General features: G+C 65.1%; 27 protein-coding genes. 9 read left to right on the plus strand and 18 right to left on the minus strand.

Annotated elements, in window-relative coordinates:
• Positions 1-20 precede the first annotated feature (20 nt).
• Positions 21-581, plus strand: coding sequence for a hypothetical protein (locus JJB99_RS02255; protein ID WP_200497196.1), 561 nt, complete (start codon positions 21-23; stop codon positions 579-581).
• Between the two features lie 122 nt (positions 582-703).
• Here the strand turns inward: JJB99_RS02255 and JJB99_RS02260 are convergent, their stop codons facing one another.
• From JJB99_RS02260 to ffh, 7 genes are all read right to left on the minus strand, one after another.
• Entirely contained in the window at positions 704-913 is a 210-nt protein-coding gene (locus JJB99_RS02260; protein WP_200497197.1) for a hypothetical protein, read from the minus strand.
• 94 nt (positions 914-1,007) lie between these two features.
• Complete coding sequence (gene leuC, locus JJB99_RS02265; protein WP_200497198.1) at positions 1,008-2,414, minus strand: 3-isopropylmalate dehydratase large subunit; 1,407 nt, start codon at positions 2,412-2,414, stop codon at positions 1,008-1,010.
• A 320-nt stretch (positions 2,415-2,734) separates the two neighbouring features.
• Positions 2,735-3,115 (minus strand): 50S ribosomal protein L19, encoded by a 381-nt coding sequence (gene rplS / locus JJB99_RS02270; RefSeq protein ID WP_200497199.1) that lies wholly within the window; start codon positions 3,113-3,115, stop codon positions 2,735-2,737.
• A 109-nt stretch (positions 3,116-3,224) separates the two neighbouring features.
• Positions 3,225-3,980 (minus strand): tRNA (guanosine(37)-N1)-methyltransferase TrmD, encoded by a 756-nt coding sequence (gene trmD / locus JJB99_RS02275; protein WP_200497200.1) that lies wholly within the window; start codon positions 3,978-3,980, stop codon positions 3,225-3,227.
• A gap of 33 nt (positions 3,981-4,013) precedes the next feature.
• Positions 4,014-4,565: a ribosome maturation factor RimM gene (gene rimM, locus JJB99_RS02280; RefSeq protein ID WP_200497201.1), complete on the minus strand. Its 552-nt coding sequence runs from the start codon at positions 4,563-4,565 to the stop codon at positions 4,014-4,016.
• Between the two features lie 9 nt (positions 4,566-4,574).
• The gene (gene rpsP / locus JJB99_RS02285; RefSeq protein WP_200497202.1) at positions 4,575-4,907 is read right to left on the minus strand and encodes a 30S ribosomal protein S16; all 333 of its coding nucleotides are present in this window, start codon (positions 4,905-4,907) and stop codon (positions 4,575-4,577) included.
• 83 nt (positions 4,908-4,990) lie between these two features.
• On the minus strand, positions 4,991-6,538 hold the full coding sequence (gene ffh / locus JJB99_RS02290) for a signal recognition particle protein (RefSeq protein ID WP_200497203.1): 1,548 nt from the start codon (positions 6,536-6,538) through the stop codon (positions 4,991-4,993).
• A 478-nt stretch (positions 6,539-7,016) separates the two neighbouring features.
• On the opposite strand from ffh, the gene JJB99_RS02295 reads away from it, so the two are divergent.
• The gene (locus tag JJB99_RS02295) at positions 7,017-7,997 is read left to right on the plus strand and encodes an MBL fold metallo-hydrolase (protein ID WP_200500017.1); all 981 of its coding nucleotides are present in this window, start codon (positions 7,017-7,019) and stop codon (positions 7,995-7,997) included.
• 162 nt (positions 7,998-8,159) lie between these two features.
• Here JJB99_RS02295 and JJB99_RS02300 read toward each other — a convergent pair whose 3' ends face one another.
• Together JJB99_RS02300 and JJB99_RS02305 are read right to left on the minus strand one after the other, a co-directional pair.
• Positions 8,160-8,876 carry an SIMPL domain-containing protein gene (locus JJB99_RS02300; protein WP_200497204.1) on the minus strand — a complete coding sequence of 239 codons (717 nt, stop codon included), beginning with the start codon at positions 8,874-8,876 and terminating at the stop codon, positions 8,160-8,162.
• A gap of 5 nt (positions 8,877-8,881) precedes the next feature.
• Entirely contained in the window at positions 8,882-9,655 is a 774-nt protein-coding gene (locus JJB99_RS02305) for a GyrI-like domain-containing protein (RefSeq protein ID WP_200497205.1), read from the minus strand.
• A 245-nt stretch (positions 9,656-9,900) separates the two neighbouring features.
• Here JJB99_RS02305 and dapF point away from each other — a divergent pair, with 245 nt between their 5' ends.
• Complete coding sequence (gene dapF / locus JJB99_RS02310; RefSeq protein WP_200497206.1) at positions 9,901-10,776, plus strand: diaminopimelate epimerase; 876 nt, start codon at positions 9,901-9,903, stop codon at positions 10,774-10,776.
• A complete protein-coding gene (mtaB, locus tag JJB99_RS02315) occupies positions 10,776-12,092 on the plus strand; it encodes a tRNA (N(6)-L-threonylcarbamoyladenosine(37)-C(2))-methylthiotransferase MtaB (protein ID WP_200497207.1) in 1,317 nt (438 codons plus the stop codon). The genes dapF and mtaB overlap by 1 nt, the downstream gene beginning before the upstream one ends.
• Before the next feature lie 85 nt (positions 12,093-12,177).
• Here mtaB and JJB99_RS02320 read toward each other — a convergent pair whose 3' ends face one another.
• Positions 12,178-13,287 (minus strand): DUF2336 domain-containing protein, encoded by a 1,110-nt coding sequence (locus JJB99_RS02320; RefSeq protein ID WP_200497208.1) that lies wholly within the window; start codon positions 13,285-13,287, stop codon positions 12,178-12,180.
• Positions 13,288-13,547: 260 nt separating this feature from the next.
• Positions 13,548-14,249 carry an RluA family pseudouridine synthase gene (locus JJB99_RS02325; RefSeq protein WP_200497209.1) on the minus strand — a complete coding sequence of 234 codons (702 nt, stop codon included), beginning with the start codon at positions 14,247-14,249 and terminating at the stop codon, positions 13,548-13,550.
• 47 nt (positions 14,250-14,296) lie between these two features.
• On the opposite strand from JJB99_RS02325, the gene ftsY reads away from it, so the two are divergent.
• Together ftsY and JJB99_RS02335 are read left to right on the plus strand one after the other, a co-directional pair.
• Positions 14,297-15,244 carry a signal recognition particle-docking protein FtsY gene (gene ftsY / locus JJB99_RS02330; RefSeq protein ID WP_200497210.1) on the plus strand — a complete coding sequence of 316 codons (948 nt, stop codon included), beginning with the start codon at positions 14,297-14,299 and terminating at the stop codon, positions 15,242-15,244.
• A 129-nt stretch (positions 15,245-15,373) separates the two neighbouring features.
• Positions 15,374-15,976 carry a septation protein A gene (locus JJB99_RS02335; protein WP_200497211.1) on the plus strand — a complete coding sequence of 201 codons (603 nt, stop codon included), beginning with the start codon at positions 15,374-15,376 and terminating at the stop codon, positions 15,974-15,976.
• Positions 15,977-16,135: 159 nt separating this feature from the next.
• Here the strand turns inward: JJB99_RS02335 and JJB99_RS02340 are convergent, their stop codons facing one another.
• The 5 genes from JJB99_RS02340 to ccmA all read right to left on the minus strand — a co-directional run bounded on the left by JJB99_RS02340 (position 16,136) and on the right by ccmA (position 19,276).
• Complete coding sequence (locus JJB99_RS02340; protein ID WP_200497212.1) at positions 16,136-16,732, minus strand: DsbE family thiol:disulfide interchange protein; 597 nt, start codon at positions 16,730-16,732, stop codon at positions 16,136-16,138.
• Complete coding sequence (gene ccmD, locus JJB99_RS02345) at positions 16,729-16,914, minus strand: heme exporter protein CcmD (RefSeq protein ID WP_200497213.1); 186 nt, start codon at positions 16,912-16,914, stop codon at positions 16,729-16,731. The genes JJB99_RS02340 and ccmD overlap by 4 nt, the downstream gene beginning before the upstream one ends.
• The gene (locus JJB99_RS02350; RefSeq protein ID WP_200497214.1) at positions 16,911-17,642 is read right to left on the minus strand and encodes a heme ABC transporter permease; all 732 of its coding nucleotides are present in this window, start codon (positions 17,640-17,642) and stop codon (positions 16,911-16,913) included. Before JJB99_RS02350 ends, ccmD begins: the two co-directional genes overlap by 4 nt.
• Positions 17,643-17,733: 91 nt before the next feature.
• Complete coding sequence (ccmB, locus tag JJB99_RS02355) at positions 17,734-18,402, minus strand: heme exporter protein CcmB (protein ID WP_200497215.1); 669 nt, start codon at positions 18,400-18,402, stop codon at positions 17,734-17,736.
• 271 nt (positions 18,403-18,673) lie between these two features.
• Positions 18,674-19,276 (minus strand): heme ABC exporter ATP-binding protein CcmA, encoded by a 603-nt coding sequence (ccmA, locus tag JJB99_RS02360; protein ID WP_200497216.1) that lies wholly within the window; start codon positions 19,274-19,276, stop codon positions 18,674-18,676.
• 240 nt (positions 19,277-19,516) lie between these two features.
• On the opposite strand from ccmA, the gene acnA reads away from it, so the two are divergent.
• From acnA to JJB99_RS02375, 3 genes are all read left to right on the plus strand, one after another.
• The gene (gene acnA, locus JJB99_RS02365; protein WP_200497217.1) at positions 19,517-22,237 is read left to right on the plus strand and encodes an aconitate hydratase AcnA; all 2,721 of its coding nucleotides are present in this window, start codon (positions 19,517-19,519) and stop codon (positions 22,235-22,237) included.
• Between the two features lie 219 nt (positions 22,238-22,456).
• Complete coding sequence (locus JJB99_RS02370; RefSeq protein WP_200497218.1) at positions 22,457-23,233, plus strand: DUF1223 domain-containing protein; 777 nt, start codon at positions 22,457-22,459, stop codon at positions 23,231-23,233.
• 588 nt (positions 23,234-23,821) lie between these two features.
• Positions 23,822-24,193 carry a DUF2794 domain-containing protein gene (locus JJB99_RS02375; RefSeq protein ID WP_200497219.1) on the plus strand — a complete coding sequence of 124 codons (372 nt, stop codon included), beginning with the start codon at positions 23,822-23,824 and terminating at the stop codon, positions 24,191-24,193.
• A 115-nt stretch (positions 24,194-24,308) separates the two neighbouring features.
• Here the strand turns inward: JJB99_RS02375 and JJB99_RS02380 are convergent, their stop codons facing one another.
• Complete coding sequence (locus JJB99_RS02380) at positions 24,309-24,839, minus strand: GNAT family N-acetyltransferase (RefSeq protein WP_200497220.1); 531 nt, start codon at positions 24,837-24,839, stop codon at positions 24,309-24,311.
• A gap of 288 nt (positions 24,840-25,127) precedes the next feature.
• The gene (locus JJB99_RS02385; RefSeq protein WP_200500018.1) at positions 25,128-25,919 is read right to left on the minus strand and encodes a Bax inhibitor-1/YccA family protein; all 792 of its coding nucleotides are present in this window, start codon (positions 25,917-25,919) and stop codon (positions 25,128-25,130) included.
• Positions 25,920-26,040 lie beyond the last annotated feature (121 nt).

Here is a 26,040-nt window from a genome sequence, read left to right on the forward strand (position 1 = left end):
CCAGATTCAGGGAGACGTCCATGCTGAGGATATTGGCTCTCAGAGCAAGCCCGATGCGCTTGCTCGGGATCGCGGCCGCCGCGACGCTGATGCTGTCGGCCGGCACTGCGCGTCGTGCGGAAGCGCTGACCTTGATTAATCCGGCGACATCACCTGCGACGAAAGCCGCGACGGACGATCTCGTCACGCAAGTTCGCCACGGCGGTGGCGGCGGCGGACATGGCGGCGGTTTTCACGGCGGCGGCGGCTTCCACGGAGGCGGCGGACATTTCGGCGGCTTTCGCGGCGGTGGCTTCCATGGCGGTGGTTTCCATGGCGGCGGCTTCCGCGCCGCGCCGGCGTTTCACGGCGGCGGCTATCGCTATGGCGGATTTCGCCACTACGGCGGCTATCATCGCTACGGCATCTATCGCCCGCACTACGGCTACCGCCACTTCCACCGGCGCTATTATTATGGCGGCTATTATCCCTACTATCACTATCCGCGCCGCTGCCGGATCATCTGGACCTATTACGGCCCGCGCCGCATCTGCCGCTGGCACCATTGGCACCGCTGGCACTATCCGTATCGCTATTGGTGATGTGAGTGAGGTACCGTCATTCCGGGATGGCGCGTAAGCGCCAGACCCGGAATCTCGAGATTCTCAGGTGCGCAATTGCGCACCATAGTTCGCCTTCGGGCGCCCCGGAATGACATCATGGCCTAAAGCCAATCCTTCAGCTTCCATGACGCGGACTTCCACCGCGCCAGCGTCTCGACCTTCCACTGCCGAAACATCGCCGGTGGCCAGCGGCTGAGCTTTGACGTCTCCTCCACCTCGGGCTTCGCAACGATGCGCAGCGGCGTTGCGCGGCGCCGGTGCTGGCGCGTCGCCTCGCTGATCAGATCGACATATTCAGGCTTGTTGGCCATGACTTGCGTCCTCGCGAAACCGTCGCGAGGACGCAGTGTCGGCGCTGCCGCTTAATGGCCGTTTGCCGGGTTCGTTCAAATTGCAGGGACGAGCTTAGCGCCAGTCCCTGACGTCAACGAAGTGACCCGCGATCGCTGCGGCCGCCGCCATTGCCGGCGACACCAGATGCGTGCGGCCCTTGAAGCCTTGGCGGCCCTCGAAATTGCGGTTCGAGGTCGAGGCGCAGCGCTCTTCCGGCTTCAACTTGTCCGGATTCATCGCAAGGCACATCGAGCAGCCCGGCTCGCGCCATTCGAAGCCGGCCTTGATGAAGATCTTGTCGAGGCCTTCGGCTTCCGCCTGCTCCTTCACGATGCCAGAGCCCGGCACCACCATGGCGTTGACGTTGGCCGAAACGGTCTTGCCTTCGGCAATCTTCGCTGCCGCGCGCAGATCTTCGATGCGGCCGTTGGTGCAGGAGCCGATGAAGACGCGGTCGAGCTTGATGTCGGTGATCTTGGTGCCGGCGGTCAGGCCCATATATTTCAGCGCGCGATGCTTGGAGATGCGCTTGGCCTCGTCCGCGATCTTGTCGGGATCGGGCACGATGCCGGTCACCGAGATGACGTCCTCAGGCGACGTGCCCCAGGTCACGATCGGCGGCAGCTTGGCGGCATCGAGGCGCAGCTCGTGGTCGAAATGCGCGCCCTCGTCGGAGCGCAAGCCCTCCCAATAGCGCATCGCCGCGTCCCAGGCCGCGCCCTTCGGCGACTTCGGACGGTCGCGCAGGAAATCGTAGGCCTTCTGGTCGGGCGCAACCAGGCCGGCGCGGGCGCCGCCTTCGATCGACATGTTGCAGACCGTCATGCGGCCTTCCATGCTGAGCGCGCGGATCGCCTCGCCGGCATATTCCAGCACGTAGCCGGTGCCGCCGGCGGTGCCGATCTCGCCGATGATGGCCAGGATGATGTCCTTGCCCGTCACACCGTCAGGCAATTTGCCGTCGACGGTGACGCGCATGTTCTTCGCCTTCTTCTGGATCAGCGTCTGCGTCGCCAGCACGTGCTCGACCTCGGAGGTGCCGATGCCGTGCGCGAGCGCGCCGAACGCGCCATGCGTCGAGGTGTGGCTGTCACCGCAGACGATGGTGGTGCCGGGCAGCGTAAAACCCTGCTCGGGGCCGATGACGTGGACGATGCCTTGGCGCTTGTCGAACTCGTTGTAATATTCGATGCCGAATTCCCTGGCGTTATCGGCCAGTGCCTTGATCTGCTCGATGCTTTCGGGATCGGGATTCGGCTTGGTGCGGTCGGTGGTCGGCACGTTGTGGTCGACCACGGCGAGCGTCTTCTCGGGCGCGCGGACCTTGCGCCCGGTGGCGCGCAGGCCTTCGAACGCCTGCGGCGAGGTCACCTCGTGCACCAGATGACGGTCGATATAGAGCAGGCAGGTGCCGTCCTCGGCTTCGTGCACCAGATGGTCGTTCCAGATCTTGTCGTACAGGGTAGTCGGCTTGGACATGAGCGTCAGCTCCGAAGAATGTATGGCGATGAGCGCGCCTGGCGCGCGGGCAACAAAACCGTCAGCGCAGCCTTTAGGCTGCGCGCGTAAGCTCTGACGTTGCCGAAGTCGCGAAGCGTCCGAAGAACCGGCCGGGCAGCCGCGAGCGATCGTCGATGACGACGCGCTGGATGGGCGAGAGGCTGGTCAGATCTGGAAACATTCCAAGAATATATAGCAGGCCGATTTGGAATCGCGAGTGGTTTGACGCGCACGGCTGACGCAACAAAAAAGCGCGGAGCCAAGCCCCGCGCTTTCTAGAACTCGTCTGTAAGCGGAGCTTACTCGTTGACGGCCTTGGCGTGCTCAGTCTTCTCGACGATGCGGGCCGACTTGCCGCGGAGGTTACGGAGGTAATAGAGCTTGGCGCGGCGCACCTTGCCGCGGCGCACCACCTTGATCGAGTCGATCATCGGCGACATCAGCGGGAACACGCGCTCGACGCCCTCGCCATAGGAGATCTTGCGGACGGTGAAGCTCTCGTTGAGGCCGCCGCCGGAACGGCCGATGCAGACGCCTTCATAGGCCTGCACGCGGGTGCGGTCGCCTTCGACGACCTTCACGTTGACGATCACGGTGTCGCCGGGGGCGAATTCCGGAATGTCCTTGCCGGCGGACAGCTTGTCGAATTGCTCTTGCTCGAGCTGCTTGATCAGGTTCATGGGTAAATCTCCATCGGCGCGCCCAGCCTTCGTAACGGGGGCTGCGCGAAATTCGTCTATCCAGCCATTGCGGATGTGGCCGCTCCTATAAGGCAAGCCGGAGCGTTTGTCACCCGTCTGTCTTGTTTTTTGGCGTTTTTTGGCGACCGGCCCGATTCGGAACCTTCGCGGAGACTTGCGCCCACAAATCGGGCCGCCGGGCCGCCGTCAGGGCCTCGGATTGCGCCCGTCGCCAGCTAGCGACCTTGGCGTGGTCGCCGGAGGTCAGGATGTCAGGGATCGGGGCTCCCTCGAACAGCTGCGGGCGGGTGTATTGGGGGTATTCGAGCAGGCCGTCGGAAAAGCTTTCTTCGGTTCCCGAGGCCTCCTTGCCCATCACGCCCGGCAGCAGCCGGACACAGGCGTCGATCAGGGCTAAAGCTGCGATTTCGCCGCCTGAGAGCACGTAATCGCCGATCGAGACCTCCTCCAGGTCGCGTCCGTCGATCACCCGCTGGTCGATGCCCTCGAACCGGCCGCAGACGATCAGGGGCCCCGGGCCGTTAGCGAGCTCGACAACACGAACCTGGGTCAATGGCCGACCCCTCGGGCTCATCAGCAGACGCGGCCGTTCCGGGGCGATCTCCGCCGCATCGATCGCCGCCGCCAGAACATCTGCCCGCAGCACCATGCCCGGTCCGCCGCCAGCCGGGGTGTCGTCGACGCTGCGGTGGCGGTCGGTGGCGGAAGCGCGGATATCCCGCGCCTCCAGTTCCCAGAGCCCGGAGGCCAGTGCCCGCCCGGCCAAGCTCACGCCGAGCGGCCCCGGAAACATCTCCGGAAACAGCGTCAGCACCGTCGCGCGCCAGGGGGAGGGATTGGTCATTGGAGATAGCTTAGCCAAAACCACGGCTTGTGGTTATAGGTCCCCGCTTTCGCGGGGACGGCCCGGAGAGGCATCTTCGTCCTCGCCCTCGATCTCCTGCGGCAGCGCGATCACGACCCGGCCGCTCTTGAGGTCGACTTCCGGCACCACCGCGTTGGAGAACGGCAGCAGCATCGTCGGCCCTTTGAGCGGCGCGATCTCGATGATGTCGCCGGCGCCGAAATTATGGATCGCGAGCACGCGGCCGAGCGGTTCGCCGTCAGCCGTGACTGCGGCGAGCCCGATCAGGTCGGTGTGGTAATATTCGTCCTGATCCGTCGCGGGCAGCTTTTCGCGCGCAACGTAAAGCTCGATGCCGTTGAGGCGCTCGGCCTCATCGCGGGTCGTGACGCCCTTGAAGGTCGCGACCAGATGATCTTTGGCCTCGCGCGCCGTTGCGACCTCGAACTGGCGCTTGCCGTCCTTGGCGAGAAGCGGGCCATAGCGGCGCACGGCAAACGGATCTTCGGTGAAGGTCCATAGTTTGACCGCACCGCGCACACCATGCGCGGCGCCGATCCGCGCGACGCAGACCAGCGCCGACATGATCTGGCCTTAGCTCTTGGCGGCGGCTTCGGCCTGCGCCTTGCGCTCCTTGCGCGGCACAGCCTTCTCGGGGTTGTTGCGCGCTTCGCGCTTGGCGACGCCGGCGGCATCGAGGAAGCGCATCACGCGGTCCGACGGCTGCGCGCCCTTGGCGAGCCAGGACTTCACCTTGTCCATGTCGAGCTTCAGGCGGGTCTCGTTGTCCTTCGGCAGCAGCGGGTTGAAATAGCCGAGACGCTCGATGAAGCGGCCATCGCGCGGAAAGCGCGAGTCGGCGACGACGACGTGATAGACGGGACGCTTCTTGGTGCCTGCGCGGGCGAGGCGGATAACGACGGACATTTAGTTCTCCTTAAGTACAGTTTGTTCGGTTGATTGGTCTTCCGCGTTGCGCGAGATGCTTGCGATCCCCCGCGACGAATTCCTCATTTCTTCTTGCCGGGAAAACCGCCGAGCCCCGGAAGGGTCGGCTTGCCGCTGAGGCCCGTGAGCCCCGGCAAATTCGGTAGGCCCGAGCGAAGACCGGGCGGCAGATCCTTCGACAGGCTGGGCAGCCCCTGTCCGCCGCCGCTCTGCATCTTCTCCTGCAGCGCCTTCATCTCTTCCGGAGACGGCATCTTCATGCCGCCTCCAAATCCCATCGCCTGCGCGATGCCGGCGAGCGGGCCGCGCTTGCCCGAGCCCATGGCCTTCATCATGTCGGCCATGTTCCGGTGCATCTTCAGCAGCTTGTTGACCTGCTCGACGCTCTGGCCGCTGCCTGCGGCGATGCGCTTCTTGCGGCTGGCCTTGAGCAGGTCGGGATGCCGCCGTTCCTCGCGCGTCATCGAATCGATCACCGCGACCTGGCGCTTCAAAATCTTGTCGTCGATCCCTGCGGCGGCGATCTGGTTCTTCATCTTGGCAATGCCGGGCATCATCCCCATCAGACCGCTGATGCCGCCCATATTGGCCATCTGCAGCAACTGCTCGCGCATGTCGTTGAGGTCGAACTGACCCTTGCGCATGCGCTCGGCCGTGCGTGCGGCCTTCTCGGCGTCGATATTGGCGGCAGCACGTTCGACCAGCGAGACCACGTCGCCCATGCCGAGGATGCGGCCGGCGATACGGTCGGGATGAAAATCTTCCAGCGCGTCGGTCTTTTCGCCGGTGCCGATCAGCTTGATCGGCTTGCCGGTGACCGCGCGCATCGACAGCGCGGCGCCGCCGCGGCCGTCGCCGTCCACGCGGGTCAGCACGATGCCGGTGAGGCCGACGCGCTGATCGAACGCGCGCGCGAGGTTCACGGCGTCCTGGCCGGTGAGGCTGTCGGCGACCAGCAGCACTTCATGCGGGTTCGCTGCGGCTTTAATGCTGGCGGCTTCCGCCATCATCTCTTCGTCGAGCGTGGTGCGGCCGGCGGTGTCGAGCAGCACGATGTCGTAGCCGCCGAGCTTGCCGGCTTCCAGCGCGCGCTTGGCGATCTGCGGCGGCTGCTGGCCGGCCACGATCGGCAGGGTGGGAATGTCGAGATCGCGGCCGAGCACGGCGAGCTGCTCCATCGCCGCCGGGCGATAGACGTCGAGCGAGGCCATCAGCACCTTGCGCTTGTCGCGCTGGACCAGACGGCGGGCGAGCTTTGCCGTGGTGGTGGTCTTGCCCGAGCCCTGCAGGCCGACCATCATGATCGGCACCGGCGGCACGGAATTGACGTCGATGGTCTGGCTTTCGGCGCCGAGCGTGTTGATCAGCTCGTCATGGACGATCTTGACCACCATCTGGCCGGGTGTGACCGACTTGACGACGGTGGCGCCGATCGCCTGCTCGCGGACGCGCTCGGTGAAGCTGCGCACCACTTCGAGCGCGACGTCGGCCTCGAGCAGCGCGCGGCGCACCTCGCGCATCGCGGCGTCGACGTCCTTTTCGGTCAGCGCACCGCGCCCCGTCAGACGATCGAGAATGCCGCCAAGCCGTTCCGACAGATTGTCGAACAATGCCGTTATCCTGTTGCTGTCCTCCCGAAACGGGAGAAGCGCTCCGTCAATTACCGCTGTCATGCCCCGGCTTGACCGGGGCATCCAGTACGCCGCGGCGTCTCGATTCCAGCCGAGCCGCCTCTGGGATACTGGATCGCCCGATCAAGTCGGGCGATGACCACCTCCTGGGCAAACGATCTTCCAAACACCTTTGCGCCCGAGGGCGCACAGCGCTGTCGGGCGTTGACCTCCGGTCCTAAGGCCGGTCGGCGGGTCGAAAAGAAAACCTTTCCGAGAAAGTGGCGGGGTTAAACGCCGCTCCCGCCCAAAAGTCAAGGAAAGTTAGGGTGGCGGGGAGCCATCGCCAAGGCCAAGCCCTGAATAAGGCCTTGAAAGTAAGTCGCTTTCGGCCGCGGGTTCCTTTTCCAGCGGTCCCGCCCATATAGCCGGTGATGACTTACCTCTGCTATCATCCCTGGAGCCGCCCGTGTCCCGCATGAAAACCTATGACGGCCCCGTCTCCGACCATTTTAATGGCCTGCATTTCTTCGATCCCGATGGGGCGCCTCCGAGAGCGCTCGGCGAGGTGTTGCGCTGGCAGTTCGGCGGCGGCCGGAACCGCGCAAAATGGCCGGATTGGGCGCCCAGTCCCCATGCCGACACCCCGCCCGAGCGGGTCGATGGCGACAGGGTGCGGCTCTCCTTCGTCGGCCATGCCAGCTGGCTGATCCAGACCGGCGGCCTCAACATCCTGGTCGATCCCGTCTGGTCGATGCGGGTCTCGCCGGTGGCCTGGGCGGGACCGAAGCGGCACAACGATCCCGGCATCGCCTTCGAGAAGCTGCCGAAGATCGACGTCGTGCTGGTCTCGCACGGCCACTACGATCATCTGGACATCGCGACGCTGTCGCGGCTCGCCAAGAATTTTGCCCCGCGTGTGGTCACCCCGCTCGGCAATGACGTGACGATGCGCGGTGCCGATCCCACCATCAAGGCGGAGGCGTTCGACTGGCACGATCGCGTCGAGCTCGGCGGCGGCATCGCCGTGACGCTGGTGCCGACCCGGCACTGGACCGCGCGCGGCATGTTCGACCGCAACAAGGCGCTGTGGGCGAGCTTTGTCCTGGAGACTCCGGCCGGAAAAATCTACATCGTCTGCGATTCCGGCTATGGCGATGGCGGGCATTTTCGCCGCGTCGCCGAGAAGCACGGGCCGCTGCGTCTCGCGATCCTGCCCATCGGCGCCTACGAGCCGCGCTGGTTCATGCGCGACCAGCACATGAATCCGGAAGATGCGGTGAAGGCGCTGGCCGATTGCGGCGCGCAGGAAGCGCTCGGGCATCATCACGGCACATTCCAGCTCACGGATGAGGCGATCGATGCGCCGGCCAAGGCATTGGTTGAAGCGCTCGATGCAGCGAAGATTCCGCAGGAGCGGTTCGTGGCGATGAAGCCGGGGCAAGTGGTGGAGATTTAGTTCTCTCCCCGCACACAACTCGTGCCCCGGACACAGCGCAGCGTCTCTTCGACGGTGCGCTGCAGAGCCGGGGCCCATGTCGCCGCATTGTACTGTGTTGCTTTCTGGGTCCCGGCTCTGCGCAGCATCGCTACGCGCTGCAGCGCGTCCGGGACACGAGACTTATTGCTCTTTGGCCTTGATCGCCCAGCTCACATTCACCGTCACCGACAGCGTTTCCTCGCCGGGCGCAACGGCGGCGGGTGCGGCCATAGGGGCCGTTGCCATCCGCGCCTTGAACAGCGGCACCGGCGCGCCGCCTTCGGAGACGCTGAGTGGTGCGCCCAGCGTCACGCCGGTGGCTTTAGCGTAGATTTCGGCCTTGCGGCGGGCATCGGCCACAGCCTGTTCGCGCGCATCGTCCAGCAGCTTTGAGGCCTGCGTCACCTCGAACGAGATATTGCCGATATCATTCGCGCCGGCGCTGACCAGCGTGTCGATGATGCCAGCCACTTTCGTGACGTCGCGAATTTTCACGGTGACGCGGTTACTCGCGCGGAAGCCGATGACCGGCGAGGCGCCGGTGGATTTGTTCTGGCCGTATTGCGGCTGCAGCGACAGCCGCGAGGTCTGGTAATCCTTTTCGGGGATGCCGGCGCCCTTCAGCGCCAGCAGCACCTTGCCCATGGCGGCGTTGTTGGCGTCGGAGGCTTCCTTCGCCGTCTTGGCGTCGGTGGCGACGCCGGCATCGATCTGCGCAAGATCCGGGGCCGCGGACACGGTGGCTTCGCCGCTCACCGTAATGGCGGATGGGAAATCGTCCGCGAGCGCGGGCGTTGCCAGCAGCGTGGCGGCGAAAGCGGCTACCAGGAAAGCAACAAGTACGGCGGGCTTCTTCATCGCTCTCACTTCAACGGTACGAACACGTTGATCACGAGCTTGTCCTCGGCCGTCTTGAGCGGATCGGTGAGGTACTCCTCGATGAAGGTGTCCTTGGCTTCCAGCTTCTTGTCGTCGAGGTGATTGGTGATCGCCTCATAGGTGTTGTCCATGTTGTCGTAGGAGCCGTGATGGACGAATTTCAGGGCCTTGCCCTCCGGCGACTTGCCGATGCTCATGTCCTTGGGCAGGTTCTTCGGGTCCTGCTCGACCGGGATCTCGGCGAGGAAGGTGAAGCCGGTGTCGTCAGTGGAGGTGTAGACGATCATCGAATTGCCGGCGTGCTGGATGCCTTGCTTGTCCAGGAGCGTGTTCAGCGCCTTGAAGGCATCGATCAGCGTGTCGAACGCCGAATCCCAATTGGCGGTGCCCTTGACCATCACGACCTTCTTGGCCTCGAGCGTGGTCTCCTGGCCGAACGGATCGGCGGTCTGCACCGGGGCGGGCGTGGCGGCGGCCGCCGGTGGCGGCGCCGTCGGGCTGGGTGAGGGGGAGGCGCTGGCCGCGGGCGAAGGTGTCGCCGCAGGGCTGGGCGAGGCGCTCGTCGCCGACGACGGGCTTGCCGCAGGCGCAGGCGAAGCGCTCGCGGCCGCAGCGGGCGCAGCCGATGGAGCCGGCGAGGGACTTGCTGATGCGGCCGGTGCCGGGCTCGGAGCCTGTGCCAGTGCGCCGGACAGCGCAAGCGACATGGCCGCTGCCGGGATCAGCGCAGCCAGAGCGAGACGACGAAACCTGATCATTCTATTCTCCCCAAGGCCCTGGTTCACCAACGCCTCAATTCATCAAGACCTTGTGCACCAAGGCCTAAATCCATCCTTGCACCCGCCCGCGCGTCCCGGTCCGCGCGAACCGCGCCGTTCTAACACGCGAGGGCCGAATTCGTCCCATGACAGATGCGTCATGGCCGTCCACCCAGACGGCCGCCAAATCACTGGCCAAGCCGGCAAGGATCGCCATATAAGGCAGGCGAAATTCGGGAATTTTCATGAGCGCGCTGGCCAACCACGCATTTGCCAAGATGAACGGCATCGGCAACGAGATCGTCGTTGTCGACATGCGCGATTCCGCCTCGCCTGTCACGCCGGACGACGCGCGCGCCGTGGCGTCGGCTCAGGGCGGCGTGCCCTACGACCAGCTCATGGTGCTGCAGAAGCCGCGGCTCGACGGCACCGAGGCCTTCGTCCGCATCTACAACAATGACGGCTCGGAGGCCGGCGCCTGCGGCAATGGCATGCGCTGCGTGGTGCGCCGCATCTTCGAGAAGACCGGTCAGACCGCGGCGACGTTCGAGACCGCGGCCGGCCTGCTCAACGCCTGGCAAGGCCCGGCGCCGGACCTGTACACGGTCGACATGGGCGCGCCAAAGTTCGGCTGGCAGGACATTCCGCTGGCGGAAGAGTTTCGCGACACCCGCTACATCGAATTGCAGATCGGACCGATCGACAATCCGATCCTGCATTCGCCGTCGGTGGTGAGCATGGGCAATCCGCACGCGATCTTCTGGGTCGACGACGTCGACGCCTACGATCTCGGCCGCTTCGGCCCGCTGCTCGAAAACCATCCGATCTTCCCCGAGCGCGCCAACATCACGCTGGCCCATATCGTCGATCGCGAGCACATCACGATCCGCACCTGGGAGCGTGGCGCCGGCCTCACCAAGGCCTGCGGCTCGGCGGCTTGCGCCAGCGCGGTCGCGGCTGCGCGCCTGAAGCGCGCCGGGCGCCATGTCGAGATCACGCTGCCCGGCGGCAAGCTCGGCATCGAATGGCGCGAGCGCGACGACCATGTGCTGATGACCGGCACCGCGACCTTCGAATATGAAGGCAATTTCGATCCGGCGCTGTTCGCGCCGGTCGGCTGATGGCTGTCGACGTCGTCACCTTCGGCTGCCGCCTCAATGCCTTCGAGGCGGAGGTGATCCGCCGCGAAGCCGAGGGCGCAGGCCTGTCCGACACCATCGTCATCAACAGCTGTGCCGTCACCAACGAGGCGGTGGCGCAGGCGCGGCAATCGATCCGCAAGCTGAAGCGCGAACGGCCCGGTGCGCGCATCGTCGTCACCGGCTGCGCCGCGCAGACACAAAGTGCGATGTTCGCCGGCATGGCCGAGGTCGATCGCGTCGTCGGCAATGACGACAAGCTGCGCGGCGAAGTGTGGCGCAAGGCGCGCGAAGCGTTCGATCTCGGCGCCGGCGAAAAAATCGCCGTCAGCGACATCATGGCCGTCAAGGAGATGGCGCCGCATCTGATCGACGGCTTTGCCAGCGGTCTGCCGCGCGTCTTCGTGCAGGTGCAGAACGGCTGCGATCATCGCTGCACCTTCTGCATCATTCCGTTCGGCCGCGGCAATTCGCGTTCGGTGCCGATGGGCGCCGTGGTCGAGCAGGTGCGGGCGCTGGCCGCGCGCGGCCATGCCGAGATCGTGCTGACCGGCGTCGATCTCACCAGCTACGGCGCCCATCTGCCGGGCACGCCGAAACTTGGCATGCTGACCAAGCAGATTTTGCGGCACGTGCCCGAGCTGAAGCGCCTGCGCATCTCCTCAATCGATTCGATCGAGGCGGACAGCGATCTGCTCGACGCCATCGCCGATGATGCGCGCCTGATGCCGCATCTGCATCTGTCGCTGCAATCCGGCGATGATATGATCCTGAAGCGGATGAAGCGACGGCATTCACGCCGGGATGCGATCGCGTTCTGCGATCAGGTCCGCCGCCTGCGCCCGGACATCGCGCTGGGTGCTGACATCATCGCGGGCTTTCCGACCGAGACCGAGGAGATGTTCTCGCGCTCGCTCGATCTGATTGAACAATGCGGCCTGACCTTCTTGCACGTCTTCCCCTATTCACCACGCCCCGGCACGCCCGCCGCGCGGATGCCGCAGGTGGCGGGACCCGCGATCAAGGAACGCGCGAAGCGGCTGCGGGCTGCGGGCGAACTGGCGCTGCGTCAGCGGCTGCAAGCCGAGATCGGCGCGACGCGCGATGTGCTGATCGAGAGCGAAGGGCAGGGCCGGACGGAGCATTACCTGCCGGTGGCGATCACGGGCGCGGAGGTGGGCAGTGTCGTGCGGCTGAATATTTGCGGCAGTGATGGCGAGCGGCTTACCACATCATCAGTGTCGTCGCCCAGCTTGACCGGGCGACCTAGTACGCCGCGGCTTCTCCGCATCCCATAACCGTTTCTGGAATACTAGATCACCCGCTTTCGCGGGTGATGACAGCGGAGTGTGTGGCCCATAGGGCGCGAAAAACACGCGTGCCCTACGATGCCCGCACCTGCCAGAACCGCAGCGTCCGCCGGGCGTTCTCCGGGGTTATCCTTGCAAAATGCCCCTGCGCCTTGGCAAGATCCGCCGGCTTCATCGCACCGGTGGCAAACCGGCTTTCGAGCACGGCGGCGGTGGTTTCCCAGCTGAGCTGCGCCGCCTTGCACGGCACCAGCAGGCCGTCCTCGCGCAGGCTCTGCATCAGCGGGCGAATCACCTCGACGGTCGATCCCGATAGCGCGGCCAACGCCGCCACGGTCTCCTCATAACGCCGCTGCGTGGCGAAGCCGAGCAGCGTCGCCTCGTTGAGCTGGCCGCTCGCCTTGAGATTTGCGATCGCGCGCTTGGCGCCCTCGAAATCGCGGACGCCGGACATCTCGCGCTCGACGCCGACGGTGACCGCAGCGATCGCGCTCTGGATTTCCTCGAACAGATGCGGTGGGGCGCGCGACAACAGGCGGGTGCGCACCGCATCGGTCGCCGAGCGCAGCAGCTGCCGGCGCAGATTCGAGGGCAGATCGACGCGGACGCCGACGCTGACGGCGAGCTCGGGATCGCTTTCGGCCTGTCCGACAATGATGGCAAATCCCTTGCCGGAGACGCGCGCGCCCGGGTTGGCGGCGAGGCGCCGGCTGACGCTGGGATAACGCCGCGCCAGCAGCGCATCGGTGACGATCTCCTTCAGCCACCAGCGGCCGGCGACCGCGAGCAGATGCGGCTCGCCCTTGCTGGAGGCGATCTTCACCAGCTCGCCATCGTCGAGCCGCGCGGATTCCTGCAGCACCGGACCGGCGATGCGGATCTCGTCATTGTTGGCCAGGCGGCGGATCACCGAGGGCGGCGCCTGCGCGATCGGCGCGAGCTGCGCGCTGATCTCGGCCAAGGCAATTCGCGCGCCCATATCAGCTATGGCGCGCAGCTCTATGGTGCCGATCAGGCGGTCGAGCACCTCGTCGAACAGCGCGATCTGCTCGTCATCGAAGCTTCCGGCAGAGGACAGGAACAGGTCGGTGACGCGCCGGGCGGTTTCCAGGCCCTTTTCCGCCGAGCCCATCCGAATCGCGGATTCGACCTCGTCGATGATCGATAGCTCGGCCTTGGACATGTCGCGCAGCTCGTCCTGAGCGGATTGACGGAAGCTTGTTCTAAGCAACCGCTATCATTAGCGATGAGCGCTGAACGTTTCGTAAACCATGGAGCGATGAGGACGAGGTGATGCGGCGGCGGAGCTGTGCTCCCTCCCCCGCTTGCGGGGGAGGGTTGGGGAGAGGGTGTCTCCGCGACGGGACAATCTCCCATAGAACCCTCGCCCCGCGCTTCGCGCCGACCTCTCCGGCACGCGGGAAAGGTGAACGCCAGCGGCACCTATTCCCCGTTCCACCCGCACGCCCTGAGCTTCTCATGCATATGCGGCGGCGCCGGCGCCACGACGCGGACCGGCTCCTTGTTCCGGGAGATCGGCACCACGATCTCGCGGGAATGCAGGTGCAGCTTCGGCTCGCCGAAACGCGGACCGTTGCCGTAAATGTTATCGCCAAAGATTGGCCAGCCGCTCTCGGCCGAATGCACGCGCAATTGATGGGTCCGCCCGGTCACCGGTTCCATGGCGAGCCAGGTGAAACCGTCGCCACGTCCCATCACCTTCCAGTTGGTAATCGCCTTCTGGCCCTCTGGGTCGGGTTTCTGCCACCAGCCGCGCTCGGCATTGAGCCGGCCGAGCGGCATGTCGATGACGCCTTCATCCGCAATGGGGCCGCCTTCAACCACGGTCCAGTAAGTCTTGCCGATCTTGCCGTGCTTGAACAGCAGGCCGAGCGAGGCAGTCGCCTTGCGGTGGCGGCCGAGCACGAGGCAACCGGAAGTGTCCTTGTCGAGCCGATGGGCCAGCACCGGCGGTCGCGGCAGACCGAACCGGAGCGCGTCGAAAGAGTCTTCCAGATTGGCGCCGCCTTTGGGGCCGCGATGCACGGGAAGGCCGGCCGGCTTGTCGATGACCAGCATCAATCCGTCGCGATGGAGCACGCGCGCGAGGATCTCGTCGGCAGTCAATTGGGGAACATCGAGCAATTGCAAGACTTTCGTTTAGAGGCCGGAACGGCTAACACACCCCCGCCATGAACGATACCACGTCAGATCCCCCCAAGCTGAGCTGGTGGCGCCGCCTGTCCAACGGGCTGAAGCGCACCTCGTCCTCGCTCGGGACCGCGGTCGCCGATCTCGTCACCAAGCGCAAGCTCGACCGCGCCATGCTCGACGACATCGAGGACGTGCTGCTGCGCGCCGATCTCGGCACTGAGGTCGCGGTGCGGATTGCGGACGCCGTCGGCACCGGACGCTACGACAAGGCGATCTCGGCGGACGAGGTCAAGGACGTCGTCGCAACCGAGGTCGAGAAGGTGCTGGCACCGGTGGCCAAGCCCCTCGAGATCGATGCGGCGAAGAAGCCGTTCGTGATCCTCGTGGTCGGCGTCAACGGCTCCGGCAAGACCACGACGATCGGAAAACTCTCGCAGAAATTCGCCTCCGAGGGCCGCAAGGTGATGCTGGCCGCCGGCGACACGTTTCGTGCCGCCGCGATTGAACAGCTCAAGGTCTGGGGGGAGCGGACCAAGACCCCGGTCATCGCGGGCGCGCAAGGATCGGATTCGGCGAGCCTTGCCTTCAACGCGCTGACGGCGGCGAAGGAGCAGGGCGTCGACGTGCTGCTGATCGACACCGCCGGCCGTCTCCAGAACAAGGCCGAGCTGATGAACGAGCTCGAAAAGGTCGTGCGCGTGATCCGCAAGGTGGATGCGACTGCACCGCATGCCGTGCTGCTGGTGCTGGACGCGACCGTGGGCCAGAACGCGCTGTCGCAGGTCGAGGCCTTCCATCGCACCGCCGGCGTCACCGGCCTCGTGATGACCAAGCTCGACGGCACCGCGCGCGGCGGCATTCTGGTGGCGCTCGCGGAGAAATTCAAACTGCCGGTGCATTTCATCGGCGTCGGTGAAGGCGTCGACGATCTCGCCCCCTTCACCGCGCGCGATTTCGCCCGCGCGATTGCCGGAATCGAATCGTAGGTTTCTTTCGTCATGCCCCGCGGAGGCGGGGCATCCAGTACGCCGCAGTTTCTCGGTTCAAGCCGAGCTGCCTCTGGAATACTGGATCCCTCGCCTTCGCGGGGGGATGACAGCAACAAAGGTCAGGTAATGGACAAGACCCAGCCGCATCCGCTGTTCAAGCTGGCGACCGAGCTCGGTCCGCTGCTCGTGTTCTTCTTCGTCAATGCGAAGTTCAACCTGTTCGCCGCCACCGGCGCCTTCATGATCGCGATCGTCGCGGCGATGATCGCCTCCTATGTGGTGACGCGTCACATCCCGATCATGGCGATCGTCACAGGCGTGATCGTGCTGGTGTTCGGCACGCTGACCCTGGTCTTGCACGACGAGACCTTCATCAAGGTCAAGCCGACCATCATCTACGGCCTGTTCGCCGCGATCCTCGGCGGCGGCCTGCTGTTCGGCCGCTCCTTCATCGCCGTGATGTTCGACCAGATGTTCAACCTGACGCCGCAGGGCTGGCGCATCCTGACGCTGCGCTGGGCGCTGTTCTTCGCCGGCATGGCGGTGCTGAACGAGGTCGTCTGGCGCACCCAGAGCACGGACTTCTGGGTGAACTTCAAGGTGTTCGGCGTCACCCCGCTGACCATGGTCTTCGCCATCGCCCAGATGCCGCTGACCAAGCGCTACGGGATCGAGCCGGCCTCGCTGGAAGCGAGCGAGGCAGAGGCGGGGGATGTGCGGAAGGGGTGATGACCGTCTCGTGTCCCGGATGCGCTGCAGCGCTCTTGCGCTGCTGCGCAGAGCCGGGACCCAGAACCATCCAGGAGCGCCGTCGTGGTGATATGGGCCCCGGCTTTGCAGCGCACCGCTGAAGAAGCGCTGCGCAGCGTCCGGGGCACGAGAGCGGTGTTAGGAGCCGGTCGCCTTCAGCGCCTTCTCAAGCTGCGGCAGCAACACCGTCCGATAGTTTTCCGGCGTGATCGGCCCGACCAGCTTGTAGACGATGGTGCCCTCGCGGCCGACGACAAAGGTCTCCGGCACGCCATAGACGCCCCATTCGATCGAGGCGCGGCCGTTGGCGTCGACGCCGACGCGGCCGAATGGGTTGCCGTAGCGTCCCAGGAAGCGCCGCGCGTTGTCGGGCGCATCCTTGTAGTTGATGCCGACGAGCGCGAAGCGCTTGTCTTTGGCGAGCTCCGTCAGCAGCGTCGCCTCGTCGTGGCACGGCACGCACCAGGATGCCCAGACATTGACGAGGCTGACCTTGCCTTTGAACGCGGCCGGGTCGAGGCCAGGGACCTGCGCGTTATCAGTCTGCAACCCCTCGAGCGGCGGCAGCGTGGTCTGCGGCGCCGGACGACCGATCAGTGCGGAGGGAATTCGCGAGGGATCGCCGCTGCCGAGCCGGAACCAGAACAGCAGCGCGAGCGCAATGAAGGCGATCAGCGGCAGCACCATCAGGAAGGTGCGACGCTGCGGCGGGGCGGAGGTCGATTGATTGCTCATCGCAGCTTCGTCCCGCTGCGGCCGGAGCGGCGGCTAATGCCGGTGCGTTCGAGCTCGCGCAAACGCTCCGTCTGGTTGCGATAATCGATGATGACCCAGCCGATCAGGATCACCACGACGACCGCCGCAGCCGCGTAGGACGTCACGATGAAGGATGCGTATGGACCAAGCGATATCATCACGCAGCCTTCTGGCTCGCCTGCATCATCTGCAGCGAGCGGACGCGCCGGCGCAAAATCTCATTGCGCATCGCGGCCAGATGCAGCGTGACGAACAGCAGCGTGAACGCGACCGCCATCACCAGCAGCGGGATCAAAAACGATTTGTCGAGCGTCGAGCCGCCCATGCGCATCACCGAGGCCGGCTGGTGCAGCGTGTTCCACCAGTCGACCGAGAACTTGATGATGGGAAGATTGATCGCACCGACCAGCGTCAGCACGGCGGCGGCGCGCGCCGCGCGCGAGGGATCGTCGACCGCGCGCCACAGCGCCATCAGGCCGAGATACATCAGGAACAGGATCAGCACCGAGGTCAGCCGCGCGTCCCATTCCCAATAGGTGCCCCACATCGGACGTCCCCACAGCGAACCGGTGAGCAGTGCAAGGAAGGTGAAGCTGGCGCCGATCGGAGCCGCCGCTTTCGCGGCAACGTCGGCGAGCGGATGCCGCCACACCAGCGTGCCGAGCGAGGCGATGCTCATCACGCCCCAGACGAACATCGACAGCCAGGCATTGGGCACGTGGATGAACATGATCTTCACGGTCGCGCCCTGCTGGTAGTCGTCGGGCGCAAGCGCGGACTGGTAGAGGCCGATCGTGAGCACGATGATTGTCGCAGCCGCAAGCCAGGGCAGCACCCGCGCCGTCAGCGCGAGGAACCGTGTGGGATTGGCGAGGTCGATCAGCGACATGGTCTTCTGATAATCACAGGTAGGCGCTCACGCAATCAGCATGAAAGCGGGCGGCGAAAGTTGATCGGGGGCAAGATCAGTCGAGCCCATCTCAGTCTAGCCCATGCCGCAGGCTTGCCGCCGCCGCGAACGGGCCGATCACGAGGCTGACCAGCGACAGCGCGCACAGGATCGAGAACGGCGCACCGAAGGTCATGGGGCCGACGATCGCGGCCTGCGAGGCCGCGACGCCGAAGATCAGCACGGGAATCGACAGCGGCAGCACCAGCACGGCCATCAGCAGCCCGCCGCGATGCAGGGTTACGGCGAGTGCAGCGCCGATCATGCCGGTGAAGGTCAGCGCCGGAGTGCCGGCCAAAAGCGTCAGCGCCACCGCGCCGGTCGCGACCATGTCGAGGTTGAGCAGCAGGCCCAGCACGGGGGTTGCGACAATCAGCGGCAGGCCCGCCGCCAGCCAATGCGCCAGCGCCTTGGCCGCACAGGCGAGTTCCAGCGGCGTCCGGCTCATCGCGATCAAATCGAGCGAGCCGTCCTCATGGTCGGCCATGAACAGCCGGTCCAGCGTCAAAAGGCTCGCCAGCAGCGCGCCGAGCCACAGGATCGCCGGCCCGAGTCGTGACAACAGCGCTAGATCCGGCCCAACGGCGAAGGGCATCAGCACGACGACGGTCAGGAAGAACAACACGCCAATCAGCGCCCCGCCCCCGACGCGCAGCGCGATCCGGACGTCCCGACGGATCAGGGCGGCAAGGGCGGTCATGGGGTGCTCCCAATGATCGCCGAAGCGTCCGCTGCCAGCCGAGCACATGATGCGCTCCCTCCCCCCTTGTGGGGGAGGGCGGGGGAGGGGGGTAGCCCCGGGCGAGGTGCCTTTGAGGGGCGGACGGTCCGCAGCGGAGCGCCTGCTTCCCAAACGCTAGAACCAAGAGAGCATGCCGTGTGGCACCCCCCTCCCTGCCCCTCCCCCACAAGGGGGGAGGGAACGGAGAGGTCGCCATCATGCCGCTCGGAAAGCTGAGGGTCGGCCCACCTCACGCCACACCCCCGATCCGCAGCTCCCGCGATTCGATCCCGAGCGGGGCGTGGGTCGCGGCGATAATCAGGCCGCCGCGCGCCAGATGCTCCCGCATCAGGCCGCTGAACATATCCTGGCCGGCGGCATCCAGCGCATTGGTCGGCTCGTCCAGCAGCCAGACCGGCCGGCGGACGGTCAGCAGGCGGGCGAGCGAGAGCCGGCGGCGCTGACCCGCGGACAGGAAGGCGGCGGGCAAATCGGCCGCATGGTCGAGTCCCACGGTGGCGAGGCTTTCACCCGCATCACTGCGCTCGCCGCCGAGAAAATCAGCCCAGAACGATAGATTTTCAGCCACGCTCAGCGCCGGCTTGAGGGCGTCGCGATGGCCGAGATAGTGACACTGCTCGGGCAGCGTCATGTCGGCGTCGCCCCCGTCCAGTACGATCGTGCCGCCGGCCGGAACGAGCAGCCCCGCGATCAGCCGCAGCAGCGAGGTCTTGCCCGCGCCGTTGCGGCCGATCACCGCGACGGCTTCGCCCGAGACGGCCTCGAAATCGAGCCCGGCAAACACCTCCCGGCCGCCCCGCACGCAGGCGACCCCGCGTCCGGACAGCTGCATCTGGCCTGGTCCCAACCCGCTCACAGCCAGGCCTCAGGAAAACTTGCGGTAGCGCATCAGAATTTTTGGCTCGCGGATTGCTGGGTATGTTTGTGGCTGTGGCGGTGCGGTTAGAAAGCTTCTATAAGCCCGGAACTACTTGATGCAGCAACTCAACCTGCCCCTGCAAGCGACCCAGCCTGCTATGCTGACGGTGTTAAAATACCCGGCCGGGTATAACTAACGATTGGGATTTCGTACATGACCTCGCTCGACAGCTTCAAATGCAAAAAGACCCTCAAGGTCGGCGCCAAGACCTACGTCTATTACAGCCTGCCCACGGCCGAGAAGAATGGTCTGAAGGGAATTTCGAAGCTCCCCTATTCGATGAAGGTCCTGCTCGAGAACCTCCTGCGCAACGAGGACGGCCGCTCGGTCAAGAAGGACGACATCGTCGCGGTGTCGAAGTGGCTGCGCAAGAAGTCGCTGGAGCATGAAATCGCATTCCGTCCCGCCCGCGTGCTGATGCAGGACTTCACCGGCGTGCCCGCGGTGGTCGATCTTGCCGCAATGCGCAACGCGATGCAGAAACTCGGCGGCGAGCCTGAGAAGATCAACCCGCTGGTGCCGGTCGACCTCGTCATCGACCACTCGGTGATCGTGAACTTCTTCGGCGACAACAAGGCTTTCGCCAAGAACGTCACCGAAGAGTACAAGCAGAACCAGGAGCGCTACGAGTTCCTGAAGTGGGGCCAGAAGGCGTTCTCCAACTTCTCCGTCGTGCCGCCCGGCACCGGCATCTGCCATCAGGTCAATCTCGAATATCTCTCCCAGACGGTCTGGACCAAGAAGGAGAAGATGACGGTCGGCAAGAAGACCGGCACCTTCGAGGTCGCCTATCCCGACTCGCTGGTCGGCACCGATTCCCACACCACCATGGTCAACGGCCTCGCCGTGCTCGGCTGGGGTGTCGGCGGCATCGAGGCGGAAGCCTGTATGCTCGGCCAGCCGCTATCGATGCTGCTGCCCAACGTCGTCGGCTTCAAGCTGAAGGGCCAGCTCAAGGAAGGCGTCACCGCCACCGATCTCGTGCTGACGGTGACGCAGATGCTGCGCAAGCTCGGCGTCGTCGGCAAATTCGTCGAGTTCTTCGGCCCCGGCCTCGACAATCTCTCGGTCGCCGACAAGGCGACGATCGGCAACATGGCGCCCGAATACGGCGCGACTTGCGGCTTCTTCCCCGTCGATGCCGCCGCGATCGATTACCTCAAGACCTCCGGCCGTGCGCCCGCGCGCGTCGCGCTGGTGCAAGCCTATGCCAAGGCGCAAGGGCTGTTCCGCACCGCCAAGTCGCCGGATCCGGTGTTCACGGAGACGCTGACGCTCGACCTCGCCGACGTCGTGCCGTCGATGGCCGGTCCGAAGCGTCCCGAAGGCCGCATCGCGCTGCCCTCGGTCGCCGAAGGCTTTTCGCTCGCGCTCGCCAGCGAGTACAAGAAGGCCGAGGAGCCGGCGAAGCGCTTCCCCGTCGAAGGCAAGAACTTCGACCTCGGCCACGGCGACGTCGTGATCGCCGCCATCACCTCCTGCACCAATACGTCGAACCCGAGCGTCCTGATCGGCGCCGGCCTGCTCGCACGCAATGCCGCTGCCAAGGGCCTGAAGGCCAAGCCGTGGGTGAAGACCTCGCTCGCGCCGGGCAGCCAGGTGGTCGCGGGCTATCTCGCCGATTCCGGTCTGCAGGCCGATCTCGACAAGGTCGGCTTCAACCTGGTCGGCTTCGGCTGCACCACCTGCATCGGCAATTCCGGCCCGCTGCCGGAGGAGATCTCGAAGTCGATCAACGACAACGGCATCGTCGCGGCCGCCGTGCTGTCAGGTAACCGCAACTTCGAAGGCCGCGTCTCGCCGGACGTGCAGGCGAACTATCTGGCCTCGCCGCCGCTGGTCGTCGCCCACGCGCTCGCCGGCAGCGTCACCAAGAACCTCGCTGTCGAGCCGCTCGGTGAAGGCAAGGACGGCAAGCCGGTGTACCTCAAGGACATCTGGCCGACGACCAAGGAGATCAACGCCTTCATGAAGAAGTTCGTGACCGCGTCGATCTTCAAGAAGAAGTATGCCGACGTGTTCAAGGGCGACACCAACTGGCGCAAGATCAAGACGGTCGAGAGCGAGACCTATCGCTGGAACATGTCTTCGACCTATGTGCAGAACCCGCCCTATTTCGACGGCATGAAGAAGGAGCCGGAGCCGGTCACCGACATCGTCGAGGCGCGCATCCTCGCCATGTTCGGCGACAAGATCACCACCGACCACATCTCGCCGGCCGGTTCGATCAAGCTCACCTCGCCCGCCGGCAAATATCTCAGCGAGCACCAGGTGCGCCCCGCCGACTTCAACCAGTACGGCACGCGTCGCGGCAACCACGAAGTGATGATGCGCGGCACCTTCGCCAACATCCGCATCAAGAACTTCATGCTGAAAGGCGCCGACGGCAACATCCCTGAGGGCGGCCTGACCAAGCACTGGCCCGACGGCGAGCAGATGTCGATCTACGACGCCGCGATGAAGTACCAGCAGGAGCAGGTGCCGCTCGTCGTGTTCGCCGGCGCCGAATACGGCAACGGCTCCTCGCGCGACTGGGCCGCGAAGGGCACGCGTCTGCTCGGCGTGCGCGCCGTGATCTGCCAGAGCTTCGAGCGCATCCATCGCTCCAACCTGGTCGGCATGGGCGTGCTGCCGCTGACCTTCGAGGAGGGCACCTCGTGGTCGTCGCTGGGCCTGAAGGGCGACGAGAAGGTCACGCTGCGCGGCCTCGTCGGCGACCTCAAGCCGCGCCAGAAGCTGACCGCGGAGATCGTCTCCGGCGACGGTTCATTGCAGCGCGTTTCGCTGCTTTGCCGCATCGATACGCTGGACGAGCTCGACTATTACCGGAACGGCGGCATCCTGCACTACGTGCTGCGCAAGCTCGCGGCTTAAAGCGCGGATTTGTGAACGGTGGCTCACTGCGAAGTGAGTAGAAGGTTGAACGAAGGCGGCCTATCACAAGGCCGCCTTCGCACGTTGCGGCATACTTCAGATGGGCCCGCCCGGCGCAAATCCCGCCCCGGACGGTCGAATATGCCGCGCCCCGTAAGACTACGGTGACCATCAGGCGCTAAGCTTCCCCCCAACGAGTGGCGATGTGTGACGTTCGACATGACGACAATGACGGCTTCTAATCTGGTTTCGCGCTGGTCCGGTGCACTCTGGTCGGGAGCGCTTGGCATCTGCGCCATCGTCGCCATCATCCGTCCCGCCCACGCCGATCCCCGCGCCGTTGTCGAATTGTTTACCTCGCAGGGCTGCTCGTCCTGCCCGCCCGCCGACAAGATCATCGGCGATCTCTCCAGCGACCCCTCGATCATCGCGCTGAGCATGCCGATCGACTATTGGGATTATCTCGGCTGGAAGGACACGCTGGCGGATTCGCGTTTCTCGGCGCGGCAGCGCGCCTATTCGCGCATGCGCGGCGACCGCGAAGTCTACACGCCGCAGGTCGTGGTCAATGGCTCGACCCACGTCATCGGCAGCGATCGTGCCGGCATCGAGAATGCGATCGGCAAGACCGACAAGGGCAATGGCGTGATGAGCGTGCCGGTGACGATGTCGCTCTCGGGCAAGCAGATCAACGTCTCGGTGGCCGCGAGCAAGGAGCCTGCTGTATCGCACGGCGAGGTCTGGATCTGCTCGGTCGCCAAGTCGGTGCCGATCTCGATCAGCCGCGGCGAAAATCGCGGACAGCAGATCACGTATCACAACGTCGTGCGCAACTTGCTCAAGGTCGGCGACTGGAACGGCCGTCCGGAAAGCTGGACCGTGCCGATCGAGAACCTCACGCGCGACGGCGTCGACGGCGCGGTGGTCTATGTCCAGGACGGCAGCCGCGACAGGCCCGGCCCGATGCTGGGCGCGGCGTACACGTCGCTGCACTGAAGCGAATTTCTCTCTAAGCGTCACACTCACTCTCAACCCTCATGGTGAGGAGCGCGCTCTTGCGCGCGTCTCGAACCATGCAAGGCCCGCCGACGCATCCCGGCCTCGATCCTTCGAGACGCCGCTTCGCGGCTCCTCCGGATGAGGGGAAAGAGTGCTCGCGTTGGATGTTGGATGGAAATTCGGCGCGTCAGAAACATCCCGACACAAACAAAAAAGGACCAACTTGCGTTGGCCCTCCTTGTCGCGCGTACAGACCCGATCCTGTTCGACCCCGGGGGGCTGGGGGCTGAGGAATCCGGAACCGAAAGGACCGGGCCAACGCACATAGGTCTTTTCGCAGTGCAGGGCGGCGGGCGCTGGGCGGAAAAGCGGCGACAGTATGATTCCTGCTAACGATCCCGTGACGGTTTGCCGCGACAGAGTTCCACCATTGCGTGTGGGCTGATTTGCGCCCGATCAGGCGACGAGTTCCCGCAAGGCCCTTGCGGCCAGGACCGGTTGGCGCAATCATGCGATTGTCATGATCCGCGGTCCGGGGACGGTTTCGCGGGCGAGGTCATGCTGCGCGATGAGGAGCCGCTTCCCATGAGTCTGATGTCGGAGGATGCCGATCCGAGCGAGCAGCGCGCGGCGCCCCGCCCCGCCGCGGCGAATGCGCAACCGAACCGGGTGACGTTCAACCGGCTCGAGCTGCACCGTATCCTCAATCTCTATGGCCGCATGGTCGCCGACGGCGAGTGGCGCGACTATGCCATCGACTTCCTGAAGGACCGCGCGGTGTTCTCGGTCTATCGCCGCGCCTCGGAAGTGCCGATCTACCGCATCGAGAAGGACCCGCGGCTTGCGCGCAAGCAGGGCATGTACAGCGTGATCTCGGCCACCGGCCTGATCCTGCGCCGCGGCCACGAGCTCGAGCGCGTGCTGCTGGTGATCGATCGCAAATTGGCGGTGGTGTAGGCCACGCGAGCGGTGCCGTACGGTGGGCAAAGCGAAGCGTGCCCACCATGCTTGCTTATGATGAGAGATGGTGGGCACGGCGCTTTGCGCCTTTTCCCACCCCTACGAGACTGCCCTACTTGGTTGGCACCGTCTTCGCGCCCTCGCCAAGGTCGCGCTGCATCATCACCGTGTCCAGCCAGCGGCCGAATTTCAGCCCGACATTGGGATGCGTGCCGATCATCTTGAAGCCGCCCTTGGTGTGGACGCCGATCGAGCCGGCATTGGCGGAGTCGCCGATCACCGCGATCATCTGGCGGAAGCCGCGCGCCTCGCATTCGGTGATCAGCCGCTCCAGCAGCAAGGAGCCGATGCCGCGGCGATGGAACGAAGGATCGAGATAGATCGAGTTCTCGACCGTGAAGCGATAGGCCGGCCGCGGCCGGTAGGCGCCCGCATAGGCGTAGCCGGCCACGCGGCCGTCGAGGATGGCGACGAAATAAGGGTAGCCGCCATCGACCAGCGCGCGATAGCGGCGCGTCATTTCAGTGAGGTCGGGCGGATCCAGCTCGAAGGTCGCGGTGCCCTCGCGGACGGCCTGCTGGTAGATGGCGGTGATGGCGGGGAGGTGGGCCTCGGTCGTGGGCCTGATTTCAGGTGCGGACATATCCTCAGACTAGAGCCTCCGCCCGGCTGCCGGAAGGGGCCTTGGCGCATCCGTACACTCCGTCGGTGCGAGGGCAGCCTCCATTGCATTTTTCTCTCTCTCGTCATTCCCCGCGAAGGCGGGGAATCCAGTACGCCGCGGCTTCTCGGTCAATCACGACCGCCTCTGGAATACTGGATCGCCCGCCTTCGCGGGCGATGACACCAAGCATATGGCGGCAGCCACGGGCCACATACAAAAACCCCGGCCTTTCGGCCGGGGTTCGTGTCCGTTCTCTCGGTCTATCGCTTAATCGCGCTGGCCGAGGAGCTGCAAGAGCAGCGTGAACAGGTTGATGAAGTTCAGGTACAGCGACAGCGCGCCGGTGATGGCCGCACGTTCTGCGATGTCACCGCCGGCCGAGGCGTAGCCGTAGATGTAGTCGTTCTTCAGCCGCTGGGTGTCCCAGGCGGTGAGGCCCGCGAACACCAGCACGCCGACTACCGAGACGATGAACTGCAGCATCGTGCTCGCCAGGAACAGGTTCACCAGGCTCGCGATGATGATGCCGATCAGGCCCATGAACAGGAACGAGCCCATCCCGGTCAGGTCACGCTTGGTGGTGTACCCGTAGAGGCTGAGCGCACCGAAGGTCGCCGCGGTGATGAAGAACACCCGCACGATCGAGGTGTGCGTGAACACCAGGAAGATCGACGAGAGCGAGACACCCATCAGCGCCGCGAACACCCAGAACAGGATCTGGGCGGTCGACGGGGCGAGACGGTTGATGCCCGCCGAGATCACGAACACCATGGCCAGCGGCGCGAGCATGAACAGCCACTTCAGGGGGCTGACGAACATCGCGTAGCCGAACGGCGTCAGGAACAGCTTGCCGACACGGACGGCTTCCGGGGTCGGAACATCGGTCACGGCAGCCATGTAGACGCCAAGCGCGGCAAGGCCAGTGATGGCAAGGCCGATGCTCATGTAATTGTAGATGCGCAGCATGTAGGCGCGCAGGCCGGCGTCGACCGTCGCGGCGTCAACACGCCCGGCGGCCCTGCCGAAAGGAGAAGCGTAGTTACGGTTGAGGTCCGACATGGTCGAATTCCCGTTGGTTGGCCGGTCCGGCATGAGGGTCGCCATGCCGCCGGTTCGTCAAATTCTATCCCGGATACCGATGTCGGCCGTCATTAAATTTGGCTAACAATCGGGGCTCCGG

Origin of the sequence: Bradyrhizobium diazoefficiens (assembly GCF_016616235.1) — a bacterium.
Taxonomy (GTDB): domain Bacteria; phylum Pseudomonadota; class Alphaproteobacteria; order Rhizobiales; family Xanthobacteraceae; genus Bradyrhizobium; species Bradyrhizobium diazoefficiens_H.